Source organism: Streptomyces sp. DT2A-34 (assembly GCF_030499515.1).
GTDB lineage: Bacteria > Actinomycetota > Actinomycetes > Streptomycetales > Streptomycetaceae > Streptomyces.
On sequence record NZ_JASTWJ010000001.1, the window covers coordinates 4,357,786 to 4,380,903 of the forward strand.

Genomic DNA, 23,118 nt, shown 5'->3' on the forward strand with positions numbered 1-23,118 from the left:
GTTGGAGCGGGACATCGGTATTTCACACCTCAAGGAGCTCGTCCTCAAGCTGCGCCCAACTCGGCCAGGTGCCACCGGTCTCGCGGACGACGGTGAGGAGCCGCCCTTCCAAGTGGACGTCCGCCCGTTTCCCCGCCAATTCGATGCCCTCGGGGTGTCGGCGGGCTCGGCGCTGCCCTGATGGGTACTCGGCCAGGACGCCGATCAGGACGTCATGACGGGCAGTGCCCAGTTCGTCGGCTGATGCCCAAGAACCTCGTACAGGTACGCCTGCGAAGCTTCCGACTGTCGGACCGGCTGTCCGGTAGAGCGTGTCGAGGACGTCCCCCACTCTCTCGTCCGTGCGGTCGCGGATGGCTACCACGTTGGTACGCCTCCTTCCGCGCCGTAGGACCGAGGGTCGCCCGTCCATACCGTCGTCCAGCTCGGATCCCCGCACCCGGCGCGGCGGCTCAATCCACCAATCTGGCTCGTACTCCTCCTGGATCGCCCCGAGCTGCACGCCGTCACCACCCCACCAACCGGCTTTAGGGATGAAGATGTCAACTCCCACGCCGGTCGCGCCGATCCATACCCAGCTCATGAAGTACGGGTGATCCTGCAAGTCGGCTGACCAGGAGGCGAGTTGAAGAAGCCGCTTCTTCTGGTTCGAATCCGGGTTCTTCGGGAACAGCGTTTTCGCCTCGCGATGACGTCCACGCGCCTCTCCGGCGACGGGCCCGTTCGGCAGGTGGAACAGAAGGTCCGGCCTAACGCCGAACGTCCCGTACTTGGTCTGCAACGGGCCGGGCGGGAGGACATCGAAGCTATGCAGAGTGTTACGCCCAGGCTTCCAGGAGAACAACGACTCGCTCCCGGCTGTCATCACCCCGAGCCCTGCGCACTCACTGATGAACCGTCGGACGTGCAGTGATGTAGCCAGCAGAGACGAGTAGTCGACCTGAAGGGCCAAGCCGCTTGGGGCGGCGAGGTAGCTGGTCAGCAGCCGGGCCTCGTGCAGACGGATGCGGTAGTCCACGACTCGCCGGAAGTCGCAGGCCAACGCGTTGATGTGAACCAGACGAGCGAGATGGACGGGTAGGTCCATCCCTCCAAGCTTCTTCGCGTGAACGCTGGGATCGCCACCCGCCCCCGGAACGATCTCGAACTGCCAGACCCTGGCGCGCACGGTGTTCATGTCGGCAGCTTACGGAGCCGCACCGACAACCGCACAGCACGGTGGCGCGCCCCCCAGTGCGCCGGGTTCCTGGCAGTCCTCCACCGAGCATGGACGGCTGGTGACTCGTGCTTCGAGCTCGTAACAGGTTCTTGTTGAGGTGCCCGGGTCGGGTGTTACCGATGTGATGATTCGATCGTTCGCGTCGTGTGACGACTCGGCCTTCGATCGTGGACGACGGCTTGTGGGCACGGATCGAACCGCTGCTCCCGCCCTGGCCCGAGCGGGCACTGGGGCCAAAACCGGTGGACGACCGGCTGTGCCTGCAGCAAGCTCCGCTTCGTCGTCGAGCAGACCTTCGCCCTGCTCCACCAGCTCACGCCTGGCTGTGCGCTGGGAACGACGCCTTGAACTCCACGATGCTTTCGTCTCATTGGGCTGCAGCCTCATCTGCTGGCGGCGCCTCAAGAAGGCCGGATCATGATCGTGTCACGAGCTCTTAGCGCAGTTCCCTCTTTACCGCACGGAGCAGGTCCGCCTGGAGCGGTTCCAGGTGTACCCACCAGTCTGGGTACTGCGTCGGGTCGCGGGACACATCATGCAGTGCCTTGTTGTGTGCGATGAGGGGTCGCTGAAGATCGTCCGAACTAATGATCTCGACCTGCTTCTCGGCCAGCCAAAGTCGTTCAACAAGGCCCTTGATAGCTGGTGCGGCTTCCCCGCGCTCCCGGGCATCCAGCTCACCTTGCAGTTTGTGTGCTGCCTCCAGATAGCTGGAGATCGCAGCCTTGACTTCGGCACGGTGTGCGGCGCGCCCCTCCTCGGCGATTCGTGCTCGAGACTCCCGGGCCGCGCTGCGCTGCACGAGCAATGTCGCTGCTGCACCAACACTCACGCCGAGGAGGGGCACAAGGCCGACGACCAAGTCAGATGCTATTCCGGAACTCATCCACTCAGTGTGGCTCTTGCAGGAGGCACCCGGGGGTTGACCAAACGAAGTGGCCGACGCGCGGACCGGATCAGGTCGGCTCCTCCGAGATCGGAGGCTTCCTCACACCAGTCCCACCCGACCAGGGCACCTCAGCAAGATCCTGTTACGAGCTCTTCACATGCCACCAGCCGTCTGCTCTGTATCTCCGGGACAGCAGTGCTGCGTTCCTACTCTCATTCCTCTGGTCCCGCCAAGACGAAGTCCTCGCGCTGTGCGGTCTGTTGCAGTGTCTGCAACAGCCGAGCTTCTGCGATGTCGGCGTAGTGATCGGAGAGTTCGACGCCTATGAACTGGCGGCCTTCACGCAAGGCAGCAACGCCGGTCGTGCCGGAGCCAGTGAAGGGGTCGAGGACCGTTCCGCCGGGAGGGCAGATCTTCACCAATTCCTGCATCACTTCCACAGGCTTCTGCGTGATGTGTACGCGGTCCTTCCGGGGCTGACTCGCGGTGTAGAGACCCGGGAGGTAGACGGGATTCCGGTTGGCATCGACCGGCCCCTTGGTTCCCCACACGATGTACTCGCACGACTGCTTGAGTCGGCCCTTCTGCGGTCGTGAGACCGGCTTGTGCCACGAGGCGATTCCCCGCCAGGTCCACCCGGCGGCCTGGAGCGCGTCCGTCGTCGTCGGCAGCTGCCGCCAGTCGGTGAAGACGAGCGCGGTGCCGGACTCGACGGTCGCGCGATAGGACTCGGTGAGCAGGAGGGTGAGCCAGAAGCCGTACGAGCGCTGGTCTCGGTTCTCGCCGGGGAAGTTGGCGAGGTCGTGCTCGGCGTCCGCCGAGGTGTACTTCGCGCGCGCGGAGCGGCCGGTGCGCTCGCTGCTCGTTCGGCCGCCGCTGTTGTAGGGCGGGTCGGTGATGACGGCATCGACGCTGTTGTCGGGGATGCCTGCGAGGGCGGTCAGCGCGTCGCCTCGATGGAGGGTGTACGGCATTGCGCGGTTCTCTCTTTCGGGGAGGCGGTCGTGCGCGTATTTCTCCGCTCGCGGAGGGATGCGCACGTCGGCATGGGTCGCTCCGTGGAACTGCGAGAGCAGTCGCCGTGGCGATCAATGCGCTGGAGGTTAACCCCGAATTCCGGCCGCACCCAATGAGGTCGAATCTCGGCCGAGCGCCCCGAAACCCCCCGAGGCACGGGCCGTTTGGTGCGGCCGGATTTCGTCCCTACAGTCTCGCCGTGTTCACAGGACGGGACCTGGTTCCGCCCCTGCTGAGCTGTGCCGATGCGTGCCGTTCCGTCCGAAGGACAGCGTGCCTGGCACCCCACCGAATGGCTTCCTAATCGGCGAAGGGGACTCCCCATGTGGCGAGTGAGATTACGAGCGCGGCTGGCTGCCGCTTTCCAGTAATGGGCCAGCGGCCGGGAGTTAGCAGCTCCCGGCCCTGGTTTCCCTGACTCTCTCAGGGATTGCGAATTTATAACCGGCGTGGTGCCGGTGGCCTTTTCGACGAGAACGCCTGCGCCGCGCCGCCTACGAGTTAGGAGCTGCCGATGCAGCATGCCCAGGCGCGCCCCTCCCCAGTGCCAGATTCCCTGTCCTGCCGCTCGGTGTTCGGCACGCCTTCATGAAGAAGGCCATCGCCATAGCAGGGGCCGTGGCGCTCGGCCCCACGTTGTTGATAGCGCCGGTCGCTGTCGCTCTCGCTGGTTCCAGCAGTGCTCAGGCCGCCTGTTCCGCAGGCGGTGCACAGGCTGTGGACAGCGCGGCTGTCGCGAAGCTGGTGAAGTCGATCCTCAAGGACGGCAGTAAGGGATCCGTATCCGTTTCGGGCCTGGATGACCCCGAGGAGCAGATCCCGAACGCCGAGACGATCCAGGCCACCGGCATCGCGATGAAGGTGCCGGCCCGGGGGCAGATCGTTGCCCTGGCTACGGCGCTGCAGGAGTCGGGGCTACGGAACCTGGATTACGGGGATCGAGATTCGCTCGGTCTCTTCCAGCAACGCCCCAGCCAGGGTTGGGGTACGGCTGCCGAGGTTCGCGATCCGGTGCACGCCTCGACCAAGTTCTACGAGGGCCTGCTCAAGGTCTCGGGCTGGCAGTCGATGACCATCGCCCAAGCCGCGCAGGCGGTCCAGAAGAGCGGCTATCCCGACGCGTACGCGAAGTGGGAGCCGCTGGCCACGGCCCTGCAGAAGGCCATCACTAAGTCGCTGAGCCAGAGCGGAAGTTTCAGCAAGGACAGCGACACCGGCAGTGAGGCCGAGCAGACGGCCACCTCAACGACTGCCGGATGCGGCAGCAGCGAGGACGGGTCCTCCTTCGGCCCGATTCCCGAGGGGTCGATACCCGAGGGCTACGAGATCCCGGCCAGCGCGCCCAAGTCGGTGCGTACGGCGATCCGTTGGGGCCTTGGCCAACTCGGTACGCCGTACCAGTGGGGCGGTTCGTGTTCCGCTCCGCACGGTCAGGACCCGATGGGCCGGTGCGACTGTTCGTCCCTGATGCAGGCTTCGTACAAGGCCGGCGGTGTCTCGATCTCCCGGACCACGTACACGCAGGTCAACGAGGGCAAGGCGGTCAGCGTCGATGCCCTCAAGCCGGGTGACCTCCTGTTCACCCGCGGCACGACCGCAGCGCCCGAACACGTCGGGATGTTCATTGGTCAGGGCTTGATCCTGCAGGCCCCAAAGACCGGCGACGTGGTCAAGATCTCGACCCTCGCCGAATGGCGTGCGGACATCGTCGCCGCCCGCCGGGTCGTCTGACCGGCTTCTTCTCCCCCTCCCCTCGCTCCATCTCCCCTCGGGCCCTCGCGCGCCCAAAATCGCACTGGAGTTCCAAGTGAAGCTCATGCAGCACGCCCAGTATCTGGCGTACAACCCCGGCATCACACCGAAGGAGGGCGGGCTTCCCGGCCTCAGCGTGCTGAAGAACGTCGTCTCCTCGATCAACCTCTACAGCATCATCGCGGTGGTCGGCGCGCTGGCCATATCCGCCCTCGTCTGGGCCTGGGGCCACCACAGCGGCGGCCACCAGGCGGAGGCGAACGGCAAGAAGGGCACCGTCGTCGCCGCCGGCTGCGCCCTGCTGCTCGGGGCGGCCAACGGCATCGTCGCGTTCTTCTCGGCGATGGGAACGCAGGTCCACTGATGTCGAGGAAACGTTCCCGCACTGCTCAGGAGCGCACCTACGGGGCGCCCTCCTCGGTCCTTCAGCGTATCGCTCTCGGCAGCATCGTGCTCGCGGTGCTGCTGGCGATCTCCGGACTGCTCGCGTACGTGACTCGCCCGGAGCCCGCAGCCTCCGCGGCCCCCACTCCGGCGAGGACGTCCGCCCCGGAGTCGGCCTCGCCGGAGACGGCCAACGGCAAGCGTGAGGCCGTCGCGGCGCCGCCCCGGACGAGCGATCCGATCGTCTTCGCCAAGGCGGCCACCAAGGTGCTTTGGTCGTACGACACCCGCTCCATCTCCCGGGCCGAGCATGTGGCCGGGCTCAAGCGGTGGATGACCGACGAGAAGAAGTACGCCGACTGGGCGTCCGTCACCAACCAGATCCCCAGCCCGGTGCTGTGGTCTCGGATGCACGACAACCGCCAGCACGCCAGCGCCACGATCGGCGAGGGCCACTACCCACAGGCGTTCAAGACCGCCCTGGCCCAGGACCCCGGCGCGATCACCGAGGCGTACGTCTACGCCGTCACGGTCACCGGCAAGCAGGCCATCGCCTGGAAGGGCTCGGGCGCCGGAGCCGAGTCGCGCTCCACGACGCTCGCCGTCCAGTGCCGTCCCCACCACGACTGCGCCCTCGTCGGAGTGCTGCCGAGCGTCGCGCCGTGATCGCCGCCGCTCCCGAAAGGAGGTGCCCTCATGGGGGCTTGTGACCTGCCTCTGATGCAGACGATGTGTAACACCATCGGCGGCGTCGTCGGTTCGACGGGCGAGGCCGTCACCGATGGCATCGGCGCCTGGATCGCCAAGTCGATGGGCGAGATGGCCCAGGCCGCCGCCGAGTTGGCGTCGAAGGCGGTCGACAGGACGACGGCTATCGACCTGAATGCCGAGTGGTTCAGGAGCAACTACGAGTTGCTGCTGCCGATCGGCCTCATTCTGACCGTCGGCACGTTCTGCCTGCAGCTCGCCCGCGCCGCCTGGCGCCGGGACGAACGTGCCCTGGCCCAAGCGGTCAGCGGCACGGTGGCCGGTGTCCTGTTCGCGTTCGCTGCCATCGCCTGCACCACCGTGGCGATCACCGTCGTCGACGCCCTCAGCGCCGGCCTGTTCAAGGCGGCCAACACCTCCATCGACGACGCCGTTCGCCGCATCATCGCCGTCAACAACCTGGGGCCCATGTACGCCCTGGGCTGGACTCTCCCAGCCATCGCCGCGCTCGGCAGCGCGGTGGGTGCCTTCTTGTACTGGGCCGTGATGGTCGCCCGGAAGGTCGGCATCCTGGTCCTGGTCACGCTCGCCGTGTTCGCCGGGGCCGGGGGCGGCTGGGAAGTGGCCCGGCGCTGGCGGCGCGGCTGGATCGAGGCCACCGCGACTCTGATCGTCTCGAAACTGCTGATGACGATCGTGTTCCTGCTGGGCGTCTCGGCCATGGGCAAGAGTGACGCCTCGGACGGGATCAGCGCACTGTCGGACGTTCTGGCGGGCGTCGTCGTCATGGTTCTGGTGATGCTGTGCCCGTACGCGACGTACAAGTTCGTGCACTGGGCGGCCGACGGCTCTGGCCATGACGACCTGCACCGTACGGGCGTCGCGGGGGTGGCGGTGGCAGCCGGTGCGGCCAAGACCGCGGGCCAGCTCGCGATGCAGGCCGGCACCAGCATGCGTGCTCCGCAGGGCCCGTCGAAGGTTCCCGGCCAGGGCTGGGGCGGTGTCGCCTCCGGCATCGACCCGACCGGCGGATCCGCCGACGGCGACAAGCCGAAGCAGACCCACTTCCGCTTCGGCGAGGACCCGAACGCCACCGGCGACAAGGGCCGGGCACTGATCCGTCGGCCTCCCACCGACGGTGACCGCGGGCAGCCGCTGATCCAGCGTCCCGGCCAAGGCACGGCGGCCGACGCGGCACCGGTCTCCTCCGGGCCGACGCCCCAGGGCGCGGCGGTGGCCCAGCCGCGGGTCACGCACCTGGATCCGCCGGCACCCCAGCGTCCCGGGCCGGTGGGCGGGCCGTCTGCGCAGGGCGGTGCCACACCGCAGCGGTGGGTCTATCCCGAGCCGCCAGCTGGATCGGGCTCGTAGCCCTCGCCTGACGGGGCGGGCGGCAACGGTCGCCTCCGGCGCCGCCCGCCCGTCTCCCCTCTCTTCTTTCTTGCTCGCCACGTTCCAAGGACGGCTTCGCCATGCTTTCCGACACCTCTCAGCCTGACGGCCCGGCCACCGTGAAGTTCCCGCATCGCTCGCGGCGCGGTGTCCTGCTTGGCCTGTCGGCCCCTCAGCTGATCGTCGTCACCGTCACCGGCCTGCTGCTGCTCGCGGTGTTGCTCACCTCCGGCGTCGCCGGGGCGCTCAAGCTCATACCCCTGTGGGCGGTGATCCTGGCGGCGGTATTCGTTCGCCATCGCGGACGGTCCCTCGCCGACTGGGCGCCCATCGCCGCGCGGTTCACCCTGCGCCGCTTCCGGGGCCAGCTCATCTGGCTCGCCCGGCCGTCCACCCGGCCACGGCGCGAGGGCCTGCTCCACCTGCCCGGCACCGCGGCTTCACTGCGTGTGGTCTCCGCCCCTCGCGGCAGCTTCGGCGCCGTGCACGATCCGCATCACGGCACCCTCACCGCCGTCGTGAAGGTCTCCTCCCGTGCCTTCGCCCTACTTGACCCCGCCACCCAGGCCAGCAACGTCGCAGGCTGGGGACGCACGCTGGCGGCTCTGGCGCGCACCGGACACATCGCGCGGGTCCAGGTCCTGGAGCGCACGGTGCCCGACTCCGGCGACGCGCTCAACCGCTACTGGCTCGAGCACGGCAACGAGGCGACTCACCTCGCCGGTCCCATCTACAGCGATCTGCTGGCCGCCGCCGGCCCCGCCGCGGCCCCGCATGAGGCGTACGTCGCGCTCGCCCTCGACCTCAAGGCCGCCCGCCGCCTGATCAATCAGGCCGGAGGCGGGCTCACCGGCGGCTTCGCCGTCCTGGCGCAGCTCACGGCCACCTTCGACCAGGCCGCCCGCAACTCCGGTCTCTCGCCCAGTGGATGGTTGGACGCGTCCGAGATCGCCGCCGTGACTCGTACCGCGTATGACCCGAAGGCGTCGGCCGCCTTGGACCAGTGGTCGGCCTCGGGCCGCCCGCAGGCCGAGCCCGCTGCCGCCGGCCCCGTCGTCCTGGTCGAGAAGGCCGACCGGATCCAGACCGACTCGGCCCACCACGCCACGTTCTGGATCGAGAACTGGCCCCGCATCGAGACCTCACCCGGCTTCCTGCACCAGCTCCTGTTCACCTCCGGTGTGCGCCGCACGCTCTCGCTGACCTACGAGCCCAAGGGGCTGGACTCCGCGCTCAAGGACGTACAGCGCCGCAAGGCCACCGTGATCGCCGACGCCACCGAGCGGCAGCGCAAGGGCCAGGTCGACTCCGAGGAGGACTCGGTCGAGTACGCCGACATCAAGCAGCGCGAGCGGCAGCTGATCGCCGGGCACGCCGACGTCGCCCTCACCGGCCTGCTCACCGTGAGCGCGGACACCGACGAGCAGCTCAACGCCGCCTGCGCCGCGATCGAGACGGCCGCCGTCGCCGCGCTCGTCGACCTGCGCCTTCTGACCTGGCAGCAGGCCGAGGCCTTCACCAACGCCGCCCTGCCCCTCGCCCGCCCGTAGCGCACGCACCCGCACCACCATCTCGCGCTCTACCGAAGGGCACCCCCATGCCGACCGAGCCCCTGCCCGAACTGGCTCCGGACTTCGTTCCGTTCGCCACCGCGGCGCTCGACTTCCACCAGGCGATCAACATGCCGGTCGCCCCGGTCGCCGCCGGCCGTGCCGAACTCGACTCCCTGCACGCCCACGTCGTCGCGTTGTACGGGCTGCTCGACGCCCACACCGCCCGCACCACCCCGGTGGCCAGGGCGGAGGGCGACCATCTGCGGGCGTGCCGGATCCGGCTGTGGCAGGCAGCCGAGCACCTCCACGCAGCCTTCCACGCCGCCCCGCACACCGGCTCCGGCCGCCTCCCCACCCGGGAGGCGTGCCGGGCCCGGCTGCCCGAGGGAGCGCCCGATCTCACCGTGTGCCAGCGCCACCTGGCCACCGCCGCCCGGGTCCGCCGTGACCACACCCCGGCCGATCTGCGCGACCCCTTCACCGGCCTCACCCGCCACTGACCGCCAGGAGCACCACCCCCATGCCTTCTCGTACCCGTGCCAGTGCCAGCCCGCTGTTCGTCCCCCGCAAGAGCGACCGCCGCACGGCGCGCGCCGCCCGTCACCAGTTCGCCGCCGCCCGCGACCAGGCCCGGCACGCCACCCGTCCCGAAGCCCGCCCGACGGCACCCGGTCTCGACCCCGGCTTGCGGGCCACCTACCCGGCCGCCGGCCGACCCGGTCCGGCATCCGCCCGTGGCGGCCGTCTCAAGTTGCCCGCCCACCGGATGACCACGGCCACCGCCTCCGGGGCCTACCCGTTTCTTGCGGAGGGCGGCCTCGGCGCGCAGGGCATCTACATCGGCCGCGACGTGCACGCGGAAGCGGCCTTCACGTACGACCCGTTCGCCCTGTACGGGCGCCTCGATGGCTTCACCAATCCCAACATCCTGCTGGCCGGGATCATCGGCATGGGCAAGTCCGCCCTGGCCAAGTCCCTCGCCGTGCGGGCCGTGGCCTTCGGCTACCGCATCTACGTGCCGTGCGACCCGAAGGGCGAGTGGAACGTAGTTGCACAGGAGTTGGGCGGGCAGACCATCGCGCTCGGCCCTGGCCTGCCAGGGCGCCTGAACCCCCTGGACGCGCCCGCCCGGCCGTACGGCGTCGCCGAGGAGGACTGGACGAGCGAGGTCCGCAAGCGGCGCCTCCTGCTGCTCGGCTCGCTCGCGAAGACCGTCCTAGGACGCGAGCTGCACCCCATGGAGCACACCGCCCTTGACGTCGCGCTCGACCAGGTTGTCGCCTACGCCGAGGCCAACGGCACCACGCCACTGCTGGGTGAGGTCGCCTATGTCCTCGGCTCCCCCGAGCGGCTCGATGCCGCGCTCGGCGAGTTGTCCGGCCGTCTCGGTCATGCCGCCGAGGACCTCGCCCACGCCTTGCGCCGGCTCGTGCACGGCGATCTGGCCGGGATGTTCGACGCGCCGAGCACCGTGGCCTTCGATCCGAGTGCGCCGATGCTGTCCATCGACCTGTCGCGCCTGGGCGGCGCGGGTGACGACACCGCGCTCGTCCTGGCGATGACCTGCGCCTCCGCCTGGATGGAGTCCGCACTCGCCGACCCCGCCGGAGGACGGCGCTGGGTGATCTACGACGAGGCCTGGCGCGTCATGCGGCACGTCGCGCTGCTGGAGCGGATGCAAAGCCAATGGAAGCTCTCCCGCGGCCTGGGCATCGCGAACCTGATGGTCATCCACCGCCTCAGCGACCTGCTGGCCGCGGGCGACGCCGGCTCCCGCGGCCGGGCCCTGGCCGAGGGCCTGCTCACCGACTGCTCCACCCGGATCATCTACCGCCAAGAAGCCGACCAACTCACCTCTGCCGCCTCCTTGTTGGGACTCACCGGCGTCGTGACCCAGGCCGTCTCCGCACTCACCAAGGGGCGCGGCCTGTGGAAAGTGGCGGGCCGATCGTTCATCACTCAACATCTTCTGCATCCACGGGAACGCGAGTTGTTCGACACGGATGCACGAATGGGCGCGATCACTCGTCCTTGATCAATCCCACCCTTCGGGGGCCGGCCCCACGTCCCGGCGCCCGTGTCTTCCCGCCCCGAGCGTTCCTAGGAAGTCCCCCCTTCATGTCTCAGCAGTACAAGATCTGCCGTGTGGTGCACCGGCTCGTCCAGCGCTACCTCTGCGCCACCGCGACCGACGCTTCTCACGGCTACATCCCCCTGGCCACGGGCCCGTTCGGCGCCTTCGATGAATCCCGGCGGCTCGGCGCCCGGCAGGAATCGGGCTTCCGTCATGTCTGAACGAATACCGACGCCCGCCGCCGGCTCTCCTGCATCTCCCTCCGCAGACCACCCGGCCTCCCTCGCTGCCCGCAAGGCCAACGAGCGTGCGGACCTTGCGACGTTCGCCCAGGATCTCGCCGCCCGACTGCCCGGTTCCTGGACCGTCGTCGCCCAGGAGCATGCCGCGTACGCCGATCAGTCCCCGCTCGCGGATCGGCTCTGGGACGACGGTCATGTGCAGTGGGCTCTCGAGCAGTTCGTGCTGTCCCGCCACGCCGTGCTGACCAGCGTCCCCGATTGCGAGCTGGTCGTCGTCGACCGTCCGCGGCGCACACGGGAGTTCCTGGTCGCCGCCTTGCAACCAAGCGGCAGCGACGTCGCGGACCGGGTCAAGGCACCCGACGGCATCGTCGTCGACGCAGACCCGGCGCGCGCCGCATCGGCGGTGGCCAACCGACTGCTTCCCCGCTACGAGCAGGCCGTACGTGCGGCACGCGTTGAACAGGTCGCCGTCGCGGTATCCGCCGGCGAGCGAGTTCTTGCCGAGTGGGACGCGATCTCCGACAGCCTGTGCGACGCCGACCACTGGCCCCTCGACGAGCGCTACGACCTGCGCCAGCAGCAACGGGACGCGGAAATGTGGGCTCTGTTCGCTCCCTTCCTCGACCACGGCCCTGCTCTGGTCGCCCACGCCGAGGAGATGCTCCCGTTCCTGGATCCGCAGGATCGTGCGGAGGGGCGGTGGCCATACCGGCTTCGGGTGCTGCGCGAGGCCTTGGAGGGCGGCGCGCGTGTTCAGGCCGACTTCGAGTTCGTCACCGGTGCGCTCCTTTCAGATCGCACTCGCGCCGGGGCCGCGTTCGCGAAGGCTGTCGTCCAGCGCAATGCCGAAGGCTGGCATTACTCCCTGACCTGGATGGAGAGCGGCGACGTGCTCGTCGAGATGGCCCAAGCCGAGCGCGGCCGACCGGTCAGGTCGCAGCAGTCCGCACAGGTCCAGGCCGCCCGCGCCCGGTCGCCTCGTACGGCCCACCAGAGCCTCGCGACGACAGCGGTGTCCGTCACTGCGGCGCCGCCCGGCCTCCTCGCGCACGACCAGGTGCGCCGATCGCGCTAGCGCACATTCCCCGGCCCCGCCAAATCCGTCTTCGGGCCACATCCTCGACCTCCGCATGGCCCCGACCTCTGCGAGGTGCACCTCTCGTGGCGGAAATACGCCCTCACATCACCGTCGCCCACCACGCCCAGTACGGCGTCGTGGCCGCGCTGTCGCACGACAACCACGTCGCCGATCACATGCTGCGGCGAGTCGGCTTCGAGCGACTGCCCGGCAGCCGCCTGTACGCCCTGACCGAGCCGGACCGTGATCTGACGCGGCGCGGACAGCAGGCCGTTCAGTCATTGCGTGCCGCGCAGTACAGCGTCACCTCCGACGCCGTGTACGACCTCAAGCCCGTCACCCGTCCCAACCCTGGCCGAGGTCTCTTCGACGGCCAGGCGAACACCCCCGTCCCGGAGTCCCTCGGCACTGGGGAGGCAGTCTCCGCCTCCGCCCGCGCACTCGACGCCGACATCCGGGCCGCCCGGATCGTCGTGCACGACCAGGTCCGCGATCCCGACGGCACGTTGCGCGCGGTCGCCACCGACATCCGCACCGGCGAAGGCGTACTCCTGCACGGCGAGGGTGATCTCCGGTACGTCGAGACGCTGCTGGACAGCACAGCCCTCGCGTTCGACGCGTTCTCCTACGTCCGCGGCAACGGACGTCCCGATCCGACTCCCGCGACCTCGCAGCGCCGGATCCAGGCCGCCACCGCCATCTCCCCGGCCCGCGCGAACACTTCGGTGCCGCAGCGGCCCGACGTCACGGTCGCCTCCCGCCCGGCCCAGGCTCCCCGGCAGCCAGCCCGCGCCCACTAGGTCATCCGAACCCTTAGGAATCCTTCAGCATGAAACTACAACTCGAGCCCGACGTCGCCTTCGGTGTCCACCCGGAGTTCGGTGTGGTCGCCGCGGTATCGGACGATCACCCGTTCCTCGACGAGGTACTGCGCAAGCACCACTTCCGCCACAACAGCACCCTCGATCTCTACACGCTGGCCGACGACACCCCGCACAACACGGCGGTGCGGGCCGTGGCTCGTGCCAGCCGCGAGTTCCAGGACGTCGGCCTCTCGGTCGCCGCCGATCCGCGCATCATGCTGCCGCCGCCGATCCCGACTTCGGACGGGGTGCCCGCACGTCAGGCGCTGCCAGGGCAGTCGCTGACCGCCCTGACCGGGGAACTGCACGAGCTGCGCCGCTCGGCCGATGTCGCCGATGTCCTGGAACAGATCCTCGACGAACACCACGGCGCTGTCGGGGACTTGGAGGAGTTCATCGACACGGCCGCCGCCTGGTGCGACCGGCTGGGCACCGCCAACGGCCGCGAGCTGGGCCAGCACCTGCGCACCATCGCCCACCACGTCGCGTTCCTCGGTGATCAGCTCGTCACCGCCCAGCTCGACCTGGCCGTCATGCCGGACGTGACCCCGGAAGGCGCCCCGGCCCTGGCCGACGTACCGCTGCTGCCCCGGTACGAGCTCCCGTCGGTCACGCACACCGCCCGCGCCCGCGCCGCTATCGCGTCCTCCCCGAACCGCCCGACCGCACAGTCCACTTCGCCTGACGAAGCAGCCCGCACGCCGACTGCCCCGTCGAGCCCCCGTCGTACGCGCTGACCTTCCTCTCGATCCCACGAAGGAGTCCGGCTCATGGCCGTCAAGAAGATCTGGACCATCAACCACGCCTGCGGAGACACCACTCAGGTCGATCTCTCCGACCGTCCGGCCGACCGGCGTGCCGGCTACGCCCGCTGGCTCGCCGAGCGCGACTGCACCGACTGCTGGCGCGCCACCCAAGGCGAGGACACCGAGTCCAAGGCCGACTGGCTGGCGAAGAAGCGAGCCTCCGAGCAGGCCGAGGCCGAGGAATGGTCGACGCGGTACCGGATGCCCCCACTGGAGGGCACCGATCGCGCCATCGCCTGGGGCACCCGCTGCCGCCACCAGCTCATGGCCGCCGCGTACACCGCCCTCGTCGCCGAAGGCACCACCAGCGAGGAGGAGTGGGCCGCCATCGAGGACGCCGCCCGGCCCCTGACGCGTGCCGGGTGGTGGCTGGACCAGCGCGACGCCGACCCCGCCGACCTGCCCGAGCTGCTGGCAGCCGCCACCGCGGGCGACCGGCCCACCGAGAACCCTCACTTCTGACCCGCACGCGGAGGCCTCCATGTCCACCACACCCAAGGTCGTCATCACCCGTGAGCCGACCGGCAACGTCATCGCTGAAGGCGGGGACGAGCTGGCCGTCACCCTTCTCAAGCGTGCCGGCTTCGTCATCGAGACCACGCCACGCTCCTTCTGGTACCGCCTGCCCTGGGACATGGGCGAGGAGCGCGAAAACCAGATGGCCAGCCATGCCGCCCGGATGCTCACTGCGGTCGGCTACGAGGTCGAACTCGATCCCGTCCTGGACGTCACCCGGATCACCACGCCCACCGATCCCCTCGGCACGCGCGTCTACGGACAGCAGATCCTGTCCCTGACCGACCAGCTCAACGGAACCGAGACCTACGCGGGAGCGGCCGACCTCATCGAACACGTCGTAGACCCGGACGACGGCATCCTCGTCCGCCTCGGTCAGTTCTTCGAGGCCGCGGCCGTGCACGCCAACGTCGCCGACACCGATGACGCCTGGGTCCTGTCCCACCTCTGCGAGGACGCCGCTGCCACGCTCACCTCCCTCGCCGAGGACGTGCGCGACGCCGGCCACCAGATGCAGAGGCTCGAACCGCCCCGGAAGAGGAGCTGGCAGGAAGGCGTCGCCAGCTACTACGCGACGGCCCCCAGCCCACACACCGGAGCCACACCCGCCGCCGAAGAGCCCTCCGCCCCGCCACCCACCACGCCCCGGCCGGGCCGGGGCCGCTGACCGCTCCCCGCCGTTCCGTCCAACTCCCCTGCTCACCGCCACAACCGCCAGGAGCCCGCTCGTGATCGCCAGAGCAACTCGCCGCCCCGCCGCCACCCGTAGGTCCGCACCCCTCTGGATCCCGCCTTGCCATCTCCGCGTACCACCACGCCCTCGACCACCACCGGCACCGACTTCCTCCTCTACCTCCTGATCGGCATCGCCGGTCTCGGCATGGCGGGAGGCTCGCTGGCCTGGCTGTTCGGCAATCTCGCCAACGCCACGGTCGGCTCCGATCCGTGGGCCGCCTTCCGACCGACCGACGCGCTCCTGCACCCCGAACGCGTATGGCCGCATCTCACACAGCCCGCCGTCCTCACCGGCTGCTACCTGCTGCCCGCCGCCACGCTCATCACGGCAGCTGTCCTCGGCGGCCGGCTGTGGCTGCGCTTCCGCCGGAACCCCAACGGGCTGGCCGATCAGCGGGACCTGGCCGACCTGCTGCCCAAGAAGACCGCCGCGAAGGCCATCGACCTGCGGCCCAGCCTGAAGGGCACCAAGCCCCAGGCCGTCGCCCCGGATGACCGCGGCGTACTGCTAGGCACGCTGAAGCCGGGTGCCACCGAGGTCCGTTCCTCCTGGGAGGACGTGCTCCTCGCGATCATGGCGCCCCGCTCCGGGAAGACCTCGGGTCTGGCGATCCCCGCGATCCTGCGCGCCCCCGGCCCGGTGTTGTTGACCTCGAACAAGGCGGCCCGCGATGCCTTCACGGCGACGCTCGACGAGCGCGCCCGGGTGGGCACGGTGTGGACGCTGGACCCGCAGCAGATCGCCCACGCCCCGCAGACCATGTGGTGGGACATCCTCGCCGACGCCCACGATCTCGCTGGGGCCCGGCGGCTGGCCGGGCACTTCGTGACCGCCTCGGTGGACGAGTCCAGCGCGGGCGACTTCTGGTCCACCGCCGCCGCCAACACCCTCACCGCCCTGTTCCTCGCCGCGGCCCGCGACCGCCGGCCCATCACCGACGTGCTGGCCTGGCTCGCCTCCCCCGCCGACCGCACCCCCATCGACCTCCTGCAGGACGCCGGCCTCGACGCCGTCGCCGCCCAGCTCCAGGGCACCGTGGCCGGAGCCGTCGAGACCCGCGACGGCATCTTCGAGACCGCCCGGCAGTACGCCAGCTGCCTCCTCGACCCGGGCATCGCCGCCTGGGTCACCCCACCCAACGGCCTGGAGAAGGTACGGGAGTTCAAGCCGGAGGCTTTCGCGACCAGCAAGGACACCCTGTTCCTGCTGTCCAAGGACGGCGGCGGATCCGCCTCGGCGATCATCGCCGCAGCCGCCGACGCGGTGATGCGCGCGGCCGTCATCCAGGCCGAACGCGACGGTGGACGCCTCGACGCCCCGCTGCTCGCGATCCTCGACGAGGCCGCCAACGTCTGCAAGATCTCCGACCTCCCGGACCTCTACTCCCACCTCGGGTCCCGTGGCGTCATCCCGATCACGATCCTGCAGTCCTACCGCCAGGGCGTACGGGTCTGGGGCGAGGCCGGTATGGATGCCCTGTGGTCCGCCGCGACGATCAAGCTGGTCGGCTCCGGCATCGACGACGCCGACTTCGCGGACAAACTCTCCCGCCTCGTCGGCGACCACGACGTACGCACCGTCTCCGTGTCCACCAGCGAGTCGGGCAAGTCCACGTCGGTGTCGATGCGCCAGGAGCGCGTGCTGCCGGCCGACGCGATCCGGGCCCTGCCCAAAGGCTCCGCACTACTGCTGGCCACCGGGGTCCGCCCCGCCCTCCTCGACCTCAAACCCTGGTACCGCGAGCCAGACGCCGACCGGCTCGGCGCCGCCTCCGCCCAGGCGACCGCGGCCATCACCGAGCGCGCGCTGGCCAAGCAGCCGCACCGCGACGACTTCGGCCCGGCGGCATGACCGCCCCGGCCCGACGCGACGCGCGCACGAGACGCGGACATACGGCCCATCGCGTCCCTGAGCCGCGGCTCGCCCTCCCCTTGTTCTTCTTGAGGTGCTCCTGTGTCCCACCCCGTACCAACCTGGGCTTCCATCCGCCCGACCGAGCGGCTTGCCGGCACTCCCGCCGTACACCACGACGGCCACTGGTGGCTGGTCACGCCGACGGGCACCATGCCCGCCTCGGACCCGGCCTTCACCGGCGAACTGGACCGCTTCGCCGTCGACATGGCCGCCGCCGACCGCGCCGTCGCGAACCTGCGCACCGAGCGCACGGCCGCAGGTGAGGACCAGCGGTGACGCCGCTCATCCAAGCCGAGCAGGCCGTCCTGGGCTCGGTCTTCCTCGACCCCGGCCAGCTCGACCATCTCTCGTCCTGGCTGCGGCCCGAACACTTCTACCGTCCGGTGCACGCCGCCCTCTACGCCGCGATGGTCAAGCTCCGAGCCGACGGTCACCCGGCCGCAACGGGGAAGAGCGGAGACCCGATCCCGCTGTCCTGGGTGACGGACACCGTGCAGGAGGCCAGCACCCGCACCCGTGGACTCACCGCGTCGTACGCCCATTCCCTGATCTCTGCATGCCCGCGCGCCACCCATGCCCCTGTCTACGGGCGGATGGTCCTGGAGGGCGCCATCCATCGCAGCGTCACCCAGCACGCCATCCGCCTCCACCAGGCCGCGCGTGCCGACGCCGTCCGCGGCGGAGTCGAGGAGACGGTCCACCACGCCCAGGTCCTGGCCGACGTTCTCGCCGATCTCGCCCACCGGTGGGGCACCGAGCCACGGCCGGTGCAGCCCCCGTCGCCGAACACGTCACCCTCCCCGCAGGCACAGCCCGTCGACGAACAGGTTCTCGCCGATGAGGAGCTTCTTCTCGGCTGTATCAGCGCCCGGCCCGAGCAACTACTCGACGTTGTCGGCTGGTTGCATCCCGGCGACTTCGTGGGCATCGGCCACCAGCAGATCTACCGCGCTCTGGGCGCCCTGCATCACCGCGGCGAGCCCATCGATCAGCTGACCGTGCTGTGGGAAACACAGCGGCGGGGGGCTCTGTCCGACGGAACGCTCGACGCCGAACGCGTTCTGCGGATCTGCGATCCGCTGTCCCTCTCCGGGGTGGCCGAGTACTTCGGCGAGCAGGTCGTCCAGGCCTCGCTCGTCCGCACGGCCGCGGCCTCCGCCCGGCAGGTGCGGGCGCTGGCCGACGACGAGTCCCTGGCTCCCGGACGGCTGATCGGGTACGCCCTGCACGCCCTGGGCCCGCTCGACGAGGTCCGGCGCCGCCTCCGGGCCGCGTCCGCCACCGAGCCCGCACCACCGCGCGCGGGCAGTGTGCCGGCCGTTGCGCCGCCTGAGGCCCGCATCGACGCGGCCCGTTCCCGTAGCCGCCCCCGCGCCACCGCCGCCTCGGCTCCGACGGCCACCGCGGCCCCGCATACCCCTGCTCCCGACCGTGCCACCCGCCGGAGCCAGTCATGACAGACCACACTGGCCGCGCCGGCATGGAGAAGGACGAGCTGTACGCCATTGCCCGGGAGTTCGACCAGCTGCGCGTTCAGATCACCATCCCCCACACCTCGAGCGATCTCCTCGATCTCGCCACCGCGTCCCGGCAACTGACCACGCTGACAGGGCTGATCAAGGACCTGACGGACGAGGTCCTGTTCCGGGCCGTCGACGAGGACCACGGGCTCGACTTCGGGCCGGTCATCGACGCGTACACCTCGGCGGCGGTGCCCGCGGGACGCGCGATGGAGAACTACACCCAGGCCTATGCCCAGTTCGGCTTCCTGCGCCGCTTCGCCGAGGCCCCCGACTCGGCGGATCTGCACGACGCGCGTGCGGCAGCGTTCCGTGTCGTCCAGGAGCGCATGGAGCTCGTACACGACGATCTCCAAGAGGTGAGCGACACCTTGCGGGGCGCGGCGGACCGGCTGGACGGCACGCCACCGCGCGTGCTTGCAGCGCTGAGCCGATCGGCACGGCCGACGAACTCGATCTACCGCCTGCCCACGGAGCCGCCCGCCCCTGGTCCCGTCCGGCTCGCCTACACTCCGGCGCCCCACCATGGCCGCTGACCTGGCCTCAGTGGCTGTGCCGCCACTGATCGGGAGCCTGTGCTCCGGCTACGGCGGCCTGGACCTCGGCGTCCAGGCCGCCCTCGGAGGCACGCTCGCCTGGCACGCCGAGATCGATCCGGGTGCCGCCCGGATCCTGGCCCGCCACTGGCCCACCGTGCCCAATCTCGGCGACATCACCGCCGTGAACTGGGCCGGTGTCCCGGAGGTGTGCGTCGTGACGGCCGGCTTCCCCTGCCAAAGACGTCTCCGTCGCCGGCCGCCGCGCCGGACTGGCTGATGGCACCCGGTCCGGTCTGTGGCACCACGTCGTCCGTGCCATCGAAGCCCTCAACCCCTGCCTGGTGGTGATCGAGAATGTCCGAGGGCTCCTCACCTCGCCCGCCGGTTCCCCTGGCGACGTGGAACTCTGCCCGTGGTGTCTGGGAGACACCACAGGCCGGCCTCCTGTGCGCGCACTCGGTGCCGTACTCGGCTCCCTGGCCGACATCAGGTTCGATGCGCGCTGGTGTGTGCTTCGCGCCTCCGACGTCGGAGCCCCGCACCGCCGAGAGCGGATCTTCCTCGCCGCCTGGCCATCCGGACGGATCACCGCTGCTCAAGACCCCGACCAGCAACCTGGGGGCCAACGGGGGCAGCCAGCACCCGGCGAAACGCAAGCAGGGCGGCCACGGCCCGAACCTGGCGGACGAGATCGAGTGGCTCCTGCCCACCCCGAAAGCCTCGGATGGCACCAAGGGGTCGCCCAACCAGCGCCACGGCAACGGGGACTTGACCCTGCCCTCGGCGGCAGCACGCCTGCGTCCCACCCCGGATGCCACGCCCACACGAACGACAGGGCAACGGAAGGGCGCCGCGAGCAGGATCCCGCGCACGCACGCAACGCCGCTGTTCGGGGAGCCAGCGCACCAGCAGGACGGGCCGAGATCTGGGGGCCGTACGCCGCCGCGATCACCCGCTGGGAACGCGCCACCCGTCCCGCACCGCGGCCAACCGACGACGCCGGCCGTCTCAGTGCGCGGTTCGTGGAGTGGATGCAAGGCCTCCCTCCCGGCTGGGTGACCAGCACACCCGGACTGGGGCGCCCCGCCCAACTGACCGCTCTGGGCAACGGAGTCGTCCCCCAGCAGGCTGCCCGCGCCCTGCAGATCCTGGCTCCACCCAGGACCGTATGCCGCCATAGGGCGCCGCGCTGACCTGCGCCTTCTACACCCGTTTCCCGGCCGGGCCAAACCCCCGTTTTTCCGGAACCTCGACACCCCACCCACCAGAACCTGCACCAGGGGTAGCCATGTCCGAACCCGCCCACGAGACCGAGCCGGTGCGCATACCGGACCACGACCTGGACGACCTCGTCGCCACGGTCACCCGGCTCGTCGCCGAGAGCCGCAAGCAGGGCGAGACGCTCGCCCGACTCACCGACGACCAGCCGTCCCAGGACGACAGCGAACCGGCCGATCCCGCGCACCCTGAAAGCCCGGCATCGGCCTCCGCACCGGCCAAAGGCAATGCCAACGACGGCCCTGCCTCCGTCTTCATCCTGGCGCTCGGCGCCAAGGCGTACGCCGAAGAACTGGCCGCGCTGACCAACTGGGTGCACAACCTGCTCCTGCCCGTCTACGGACGGGAGATCACCACCGGCCGCCCGTGGTGCCGGCAGTGGCAGGAGCACCCCGAGGCCGTGGCCCGGCTGCACGCCCTCTGGCTCGCCTGGCAGCAACTCACCGACGTCCAGGCCGGCCTCACCGGTCCCTCCACCTGGCACCGCGACCACCTCGACCCGGCCCTGCTCCAACTGCGCACCCCAGACGGCCCGTTCGGCGCCTGTACCACCAGTGCGGCCCGCCCCCACCACCGACTGCTGGCCTCGCCCGAGCCCGCCGGAGTCTGAGATGACCCCCGCGTACGAACCCCCTACGCCGGACTACCGGCTCGACGGCTTCCAAGCCGCAACCACACAGATCGAGGACGACTTCTCCTCCGTCACGCTCTCGGACGACCTGTTCGTCCCCTTCTCCGAACACCACAGCGCCGACGGCCGCGACAGCTACCTGCTGCTGTACGACCGGTCCGCGATCTGGGACATCCCCGGGACGGCGGAGTACGTCACGCTGCACATCACCCGCGACATCGAGCAGCGCACATTCGACTTCGCGTCCGAGCGCCATCCCGTCGTTCCGCTGGCGCAGCACTGGCTGATCGGCCGGGGCTGCCCGCAGGAAGCCGCCGAGGGATCCCACCACCACGGGCCCCGCCCGGCCGACGCAGTCACGGCCCGGCTTGAGGACCTGCTCCGGACCAACCCCGGCAACCGGTACGAGGTCCTCGACCACTACACCGACAACCCGTGCTCCTTCGACGTCGGCGTCGAGGTCCGCACCCTCGTCTACGACAGCCACCCCGACTCGGCGGATGCGCCGTATCGGCTCTTCCTCGAAGAGACGACCAAAGACATGCACACCTACACCGTGCGGGAGGGTGTCTTCGCCAGCGCCGAGGAAGCGGACACGTGGGTTGTGGAGCGGGACTCGCCGCTCCCCCTGGCACCCGCCTCACCGGGCGCCTTCGACCGCCGGGCGGCAGCCGCCCGCGCTCGCTCCACGATCGGCGGCAACGGCCTCGCCGTGGCTCCCGCGCCCGTCTCCCCACCACGATCAGCGGAACCTGCTCCGACGCGCTCCCGTAGGAGCACGCGATGAGCCGGGCACGGTACGCCTTCGCCGCCCACCCCGAGGCACTGGCCGACCTGCGCGCCGTACCAGAAAACATCCGCGACCTGGCCCTGCTCGAACTGCAGCACCTGGTCCACGGCAACGAACGCGGCGCCGCCCTCCAGCGGGAACTGGCCGGCTGCCACAAGGTCTACGTCGACCCGGAAACCCGCTGGCGCCTGGTCATCCAGTACCGGGACGCTCCCGCCTCCTCCCAGCACAAACGGGAGATCTACCTGCTCGCGGTCGGTGAGCGCCAGGACCACGCCGCCTACCGCGCCGCAGCCCTTCGGCTGGAGCGCGAGCGGGCGGCCACCACCGCGTCCCCGCACGACCGGCGCGCCCAAGCCGCTACGGCCCGCTCTCCTCGCCACCGCAGCGGGCGACCGATCACCGGTACCCAGCAGCCTGCAGCAAGGAGCAGCGCCGCGAACCGCCCCACGTCGGAACGCGCCGCGCGGTCCCGCTGACGGCGCTCAACCACCCTTCGGAGAACCCCACCGTGCCCAGCCCCTCTCACTCACCCACCCGTCACACCGAACTCGTCGACCAGGCCGTCGCCCGCCTCTCACCCCGTTGGACCACCTGGACCCTGCAGACCATCCAGCACCACGGCCCCATGCGCCTTGCCGACATCAACTCCGCGCTTCCGTGGATAGGTGTCCATGCCATGGCCCAGATCGTGCGCCGCATGCAGACGAGCGGTCTCCTGGACCGGCCTCAGTTCGGGGTGTACGACCTCACACCGCTCGGCCGCGACGCACGGAGCGTCCACCATGCGCTCTCGGCCTGGCACCGTACCCACCTCGCTGACGACGCGGCGTCGCTCGCGGAGGCGGAACGCGTAGAAGACGCACTCGGCCGACTCCGTGGGAAAGGCACGATCCCCCTCCTCCATGCCCTCGCGCAGTACGGCCCCTTCTCCGGCCGAGGCTCCGAGTACACCTTGACGTCCGTGGCCCGCGGGCTCACGCCCGTGTACGCCGAACTCGCCGAGTTCGGCCGCAAGGCACTCCCAGCAGCGGCTCGCCCGGACCAGAACGGTGCGACAGCGCAGCACGCCATACGCGCGAGCGCGGCAGTGCACCGCAGTCCGGTGGCCTCTTCCGAGCTGTTCTCGCACGTCCCCGACTCGCAGCCGCGCGTCCCGGCGTACGTCACCGCACTCTCGCACCCGTCCCGGACCAGGTGACTCCAGTGCCGAC

The 23,118-nt window shown here is 70.1% G+C and carries 26 protein-coding genes; 23 read left to right on the forward strand and 3 right to left on the reverse strand.

Annotated elements, in window-relative coordinates:
* Positions 1-22: 22 nt before the first annotated feature.
* From QQM39_RS19120 to QQM39_RS19130, 3 genes are all read right to left on the reverse strand, one after another.
* Entirely contained in the window at positions 23-1,177 is a 1,155-nt protein-coding gene (locus QQM39_RS19120; RefSeq protein WP_301998200.1) for a hypothetical protein, read from the reverse strand.
* Between the two features lie 478 nt (positions 1,178-1,655).
* Positions 1,656-2,105, reverse strand: coding sequence for a hypothetical protein (locus QQM39_RS19125; protein ID WP_301998202.1), 450 nt, complete (start codon positions 2,103-2,105; stop codon positions 1,656-1,658).
* 215 nt (positions 2,106-2,320) lie between these two features.
* Positions 2,321-3,082 (reverse strand): site-specific DNA-methyltransferase, encoded by a 762-nt coding sequence (locus tag QQM39_RS19130; RefSeq protein ID WP_301998204.1) that lies wholly within the window; start codon positions 3,080-3,082, stop codon positions 2,321-2,323.
* 631 nt (positions 3,083-3,713) lie between these two features.
* Between QQM39_RS19130 and QQM39_RS19135 the strand changes: the two genes are divergently transcribed.
* The 23 genes from QQM39_RS19135 (at position 3,714) to QQM39_RS19245 (ending at position 23,105) form a co-directional block, all read left to right on the forward strand.
* Positions 3,714-4,856, forward strand: coding sequence for a C40 family peptidase (locus QQM39_RS19135; protein WP_301998205.1), 1,143 nt, complete (start codon positions 3,714-3,716; stop codon positions 4,854-4,856).
* 85 nt (positions 4,857-4,941) lie between these two features.
* On the forward strand, positions 4,942-5,241 hold the full coding sequence (locus tag QQM39_RS19140) for a DUF6112 family protein (RefSeq protein ID WP_053215032.1): 300 nt from the start codon (positions 4,942-4,944) through the stop codon (positions 5,239-5,241).
* Positions 5,241-5,927, forward strand: a complete 687-nt coding sequence (locus QQM39_RS19145) for a hypothetical protein (protein ID WP_301998207.1) — start codon at positions 5,241-5,243, stop codon at positions 5,925-5,927. Before QQM39_RS19140 ends, QQM39_RS19145 begins: the two co-directional genes overlap by 1 nt.
* Before the next feature lie 54 nt (positions 5,928-5,981).
* Complete coding sequence (locus QQM39_RS19150; RefSeq protein WP_301998208.1) at positions 5,982-7,340, forward strand: ATP-binding protein; 1,359 nt, start codon at positions 5,982-5,984, stop codon at positions 7,338-7,340.
* A 101-nt stretch (positions 7,341-7,441) separates the two neighbouring features.
* Complete coding sequence (locus QQM39_RS19155; RefSeq protein WP_301998210.1) at positions 7,442-8,911, forward strand: SCO6880 family protein; 1,470 nt, start codon at positions 7,442-7,444, stop codon at positions 8,909-8,911.
* A 47-nt stretch (positions 8,912-8,958) separates the two neighbouring features.
* On the forward strand, positions 8,959-9,414 hold the full coding sequence (locus QQM39_RS19160) for a DUF6238 family protein (RefSeq protein ID WP_301998211.1): 456 nt from the start codon (positions 8,959-8,961) through the stop codon (positions 9,412-9,414).
* A 20-nt stretch (positions 9,415-9,434) separates the two neighbouring features.
* Entirely contained in the window at positions 9,435-10,949 is a 1,515-nt protein-coding gene (locus QQM39_RS19165) for an ATP-binding protein (protein ID WP_301998212.1), read from the forward strand.
* A gap of 83 nt (positions 10,950-11,032) precedes the next feature.
* Positions 11,033-11,209, forward strand: coding sequence for a hypothetical protein (locus tag QQM39_RS19170; RefSeq protein WP_301998214.1), 177 nt, complete (start codon positions 11,033-11,035; stop codon positions 11,207-11,209).
* On the forward strand, positions 11,202-12,308 hold the full coding sequence (locus QQM39_RS19175; RefSeq protein WP_301998215.1) for a hypothetical protein: 1,107 nt from the start codon (positions 11,202-11,204) through the stop codon (positions 12,306-12,308). Before QQM39_RS19170 ends, QQM39_RS19175 begins: the two co-directional genes overlap by 8 nt.
* 86 nt (positions 12,309-12,394) lie before the next feature.
* On the forward strand, positions 12,395-13,111 hold the full coding sequence (locus QQM39_RS19180) for a hypothetical protein (RefSeq protein WP_301998216.1): 717 nt from the start codon (positions 12,395-12,397) through the stop codon (positions 13,109-13,111).
* Positions 13,112-13,140: 29 nt separating this feature from the next.
* Positions 13,141-13,911, forward strand: coding sequence for a hypothetical protein (locus QQM39_RS19185; RefSeq protein WP_301998218.1), 771 nt, complete (start codon positions 13,141-13,143; stop codon positions 13,909-13,911).
* 33 nt (positions 13,912-13,944) lie between these two features.
* Complete coding sequence (locus QQM39_RS19190; RefSeq protein ID WP_301998220.1) at positions 13,945-14,442, forward strand: hypothetical protein; 498 nt, start codon at positions 13,945-13,947, stop codon at positions 14,440-14,442.
* A gap of 19 nt (positions 14,443-14,461) precedes the next feature.
* Positions 14,462-15,163 (forward strand): hypothetical protein, encoded by a 702-nt coding sequence (locus QQM39_RS19195; RefSeq protein WP_301998222.1) that lies wholly within the window; start codon positions 14,462-14,464, stop codon positions 15,161-15,163.
* 126 nt (positions 15,164-15,289) lie between these two features.
* Positions 15,290-17,083 carry a type IV secretory system conjugative DNA transfer family protein gene (locus QQM39_RS19200; RefSeq protein WP_301998223.1) on the forward strand — a complete coding sequence of 598 codons (1,794 nt, stop codon included), beginning with the start codon at positions 15,290-15,292 and terminating at the stop codon, positions 17,081-17,083.
* Positions 17,084-17,185: 102 nt separating this feature from the next.
* Positions 17,186-17,422 (forward strand): hypothetical protein, encoded by a 237-nt coding sequence (locus tag QQM39_RS19205; protein ID WP_301998224.1) that lies wholly within the window; start codon positions 17,186-17,188, stop codon positions 17,420-17,422.
* Entirely contained in the window at positions 17,419-18,603 is a 1,185-nt protein-coding gene (locus tag QQM39_RS19210; protein WP_301998226.1) for a DnaB-like helicase N-terminal domain-containing protein, read from the forward strand. The genes QQM39_RS19205 and QQM39_RS19210 overlap by 4 nt, the downstream gene beginning before the upstream one ends.
* Complete coding sequence (locus QQM39_RS19215; RefSeq protein ID WP_301998228.1) at positions 18,600-19,202, forward strand: hypothetical protein; 603 nt, start codon at positions 18,600-18,602, stop codon at positions 19,200-19,202. Before QQM39_RS19210 ends, QQM39_RS19215 begins: the two co-directional genes overlap by 4 nt.
* Entirely contained in the window at positions 19,192-19,482 is a 291-nt protein-coding gene (locus QQM39_RS19220) for a DNA cytosine methyltransferase (protein WP_301998229.1), read from the forward strand. The genes QQM39_RS19215 and QQM39_RS19220 overlap by 11 nt, the downstream gene beginning before the upstream one ends.
* Entirely contained in the window at positions 19,475-20,398 is a 924-nt protein-coding gene (locus QQM39_RS19225; RefSeq protein WP_302003638.1) for a DNA cytosine methyltransferase, read from the forward strand. The genes QQM39_RS19220 and QQM39_RS19225 overlap by 8 nt, the downstream gene beginning before the upstream one ends.
* A gap of 95 nt (positions 20,399-20,493) precedes the next feature.
* A complete protein-coding gene (locus QQM39_RS19230) occupies positions 20,494-21,093 on the forward strand; it encodes a DUF4913 domain-containing protein (protein WP_301998230.1) in 600 nt (199 codons plus the stop codon).
* A gap of 1 nt (position 21,094) precedes the next feature.
* Positions 21,095-21,901, forward strand: a complete 807-nt coding sequence (locus QQM39_RS19235) for a hypothetical protein (RefSeq protein ID WP_301998231.1) — start codon at positions 21,095-21,097, stop codon at positions 21,899-21,901.
* The gene (locus QQM39_RS19240; protein WP_301998233.1) at positions 21,898-22,383 is read left to right on the forward strand and encodes a hypothetical protein; all 486 of its coding nucleotides are present in this window, start codon (positions 21,898-21,900) and stop codon (positions 22,381-22,383) included. Before QQM39_RS19235 ends, QQM39_RS19240 begins: the two co-directional genes overlap by 4 nt.
* A gap of 32 nt (positions 22,384-22,415) precedes the next feature.
* The gene (locus QQM39_RS19245) at positions 22,416-23,105 is read left to right on the forward strand and encodes a winged helix-turn-helix transcriptional regulator (RefSeq protein ID WP_301998234.1); all 690 of its coding nucleotides are present in this window, start codon (positions 22,416-22,418) and stop codon (positions 23,103-23,105) included.
* Positions 23,106-23,118 lie beyond the last annotated feature (13 nt).

Bases quoted from the DNA above. Each gene is read 5' to 3' on its own strand.
- QQM39_RS19120 (WP_301998200.1), bottom strand. From the start codon at position 1,177: ATGAACACCGTGCGCGCCAGGGTCTGGCAGTTCGAGATCGTTCCGGGG.
- QQM39_RS19125 (WP_301998202.1), bottom strand. From the start codon at position 2,105: ATGAGTTCCGGAATAGCATCTGACTTGGTCGTCGGCCTTGTGCCCCTC.
- QQM39_RS19130 (WP_301998204.1), bottom strand. From the start codon at position 3,082: ATGCCGTACACCCTCCATCGAGGCGACGCGCTGACCGCCCTCGCAGGC.
- QQM39_RS19135 (WP_301998205.1), top strand. From the start codon at position 3,714: ATGAAGAAGGCCATCGCCATAGCAGGGGCCGTGGCGCTCGGCCCCACG.
- QQM39_RS19140 (WP_053215032.1), top strand. From the start codon at position 4,942: ATGCAGCACGCCCAGTATCTGGCGTACAACCCCGGCATCACACCGAAG.
- QQM39_RS19145 (WP_301998207.1), top strand. From the start codon at position 5,241: ATGTCGAGGAAACGTTCCCGCACTGCTCAGGAGCGCACCTACGGGGCG.
- QQM39_RS19150 (WP_301998208.1), top strand. From the start codon at position 5,982: ATGCAGACGATGTGTAACACCATCGGCGGCGTCGTCGGTTCGACGGGC.
- QQM39_RS19155 (WP_301998210.1), top strand. From the start codon at position 7,442: ATGCTTTCCGACACCTCTCAGCCTGACGGCCCGGCCACCGTGAAGTTC.
- QQM39_RS19160 (WP_301998211.1), top strand. From the start codon at position 8,959: ATGCCGACCGAGCCCCTGCCCGAACTGGCTCCGGACTTCGTTCCGTTC.
- QQM39_RS19165 (WP_301998212.1), top strand. From the start codon at position 9,435: ATGCCTTCTCGTACCCGTGCCAGTGCCAGCCCGCTGTTCGTCCCCCGC.
- QQM39_RS19170 (WP_301998214.1), top strand. From the start codon at position 11,033: ATGTCTCAGCAGTACAAGATCTGCCGTGTGGTGCACCGGCTCGTCCAG.
- QQM39_RS19175 (WP_301998215.1), top strand. From the start codon at position 11,202: ATGTCTGAACGAATACCGACGCCCGCCGCCGGCTCTCCTGCATCTCCC.
- QQM39_RS19185 (WP_301998218.1), top strand. From the start codon at position 13,141: ATGAAACTACAACTCGAGCCCGACGTCGCCTTCGGTGTCCACCCGGAG.
- QQM39_RS19190 (WP_301998220.1), top strand. From the start codon at position 13,945: ATGGCCGTCAAGAAGATCTGGACCATCAACCACGCCTGCGGAGACACC.
- QQM39_RS19195 (WP_301998222.1), top strand. From the start codon at position 14,462: ATGTCCACCACACCCAAGGTCGTCATCACCCGTGAGCCGACCGGCAAC.
- QQM39_RS19215 (WP_301998228.1), top strand. From the start codon at position 18,600: ATGACAGACCACACTGGCCGCGCCGGCATGGAGAAGGACGAGCTGTAC.
- QQM39_RS19220 (WP_301998229.1), top strand. From the start codon at position 19,192: ATGGCCGCTGACCTGGCCTCAGTGGCTGTGCCGCCACTGATCGGGAGC.
- QQM39_RS19230 (WP_301998230.1), top strand. From the start codon at position 20,494: ATGTCCGAACCCGCCCACGAGACCGAGCCGGTGCGCATACCGGACCAC.
- QQM39_RS19235 (WP_301998231.1), top strand. From the start codon at position 21,095: ATGACCCCCGCGTACGAACCCCCTACGCCGGACTACCGGCTCGACGGC.
- QQM39_RS19240 (WP_301998233.1), top strand. From the start codon at position 21,898: ATGAGCCGGGCACGGTACGCCTTCGCCGCCCACCCCGAGGCACTGGCC.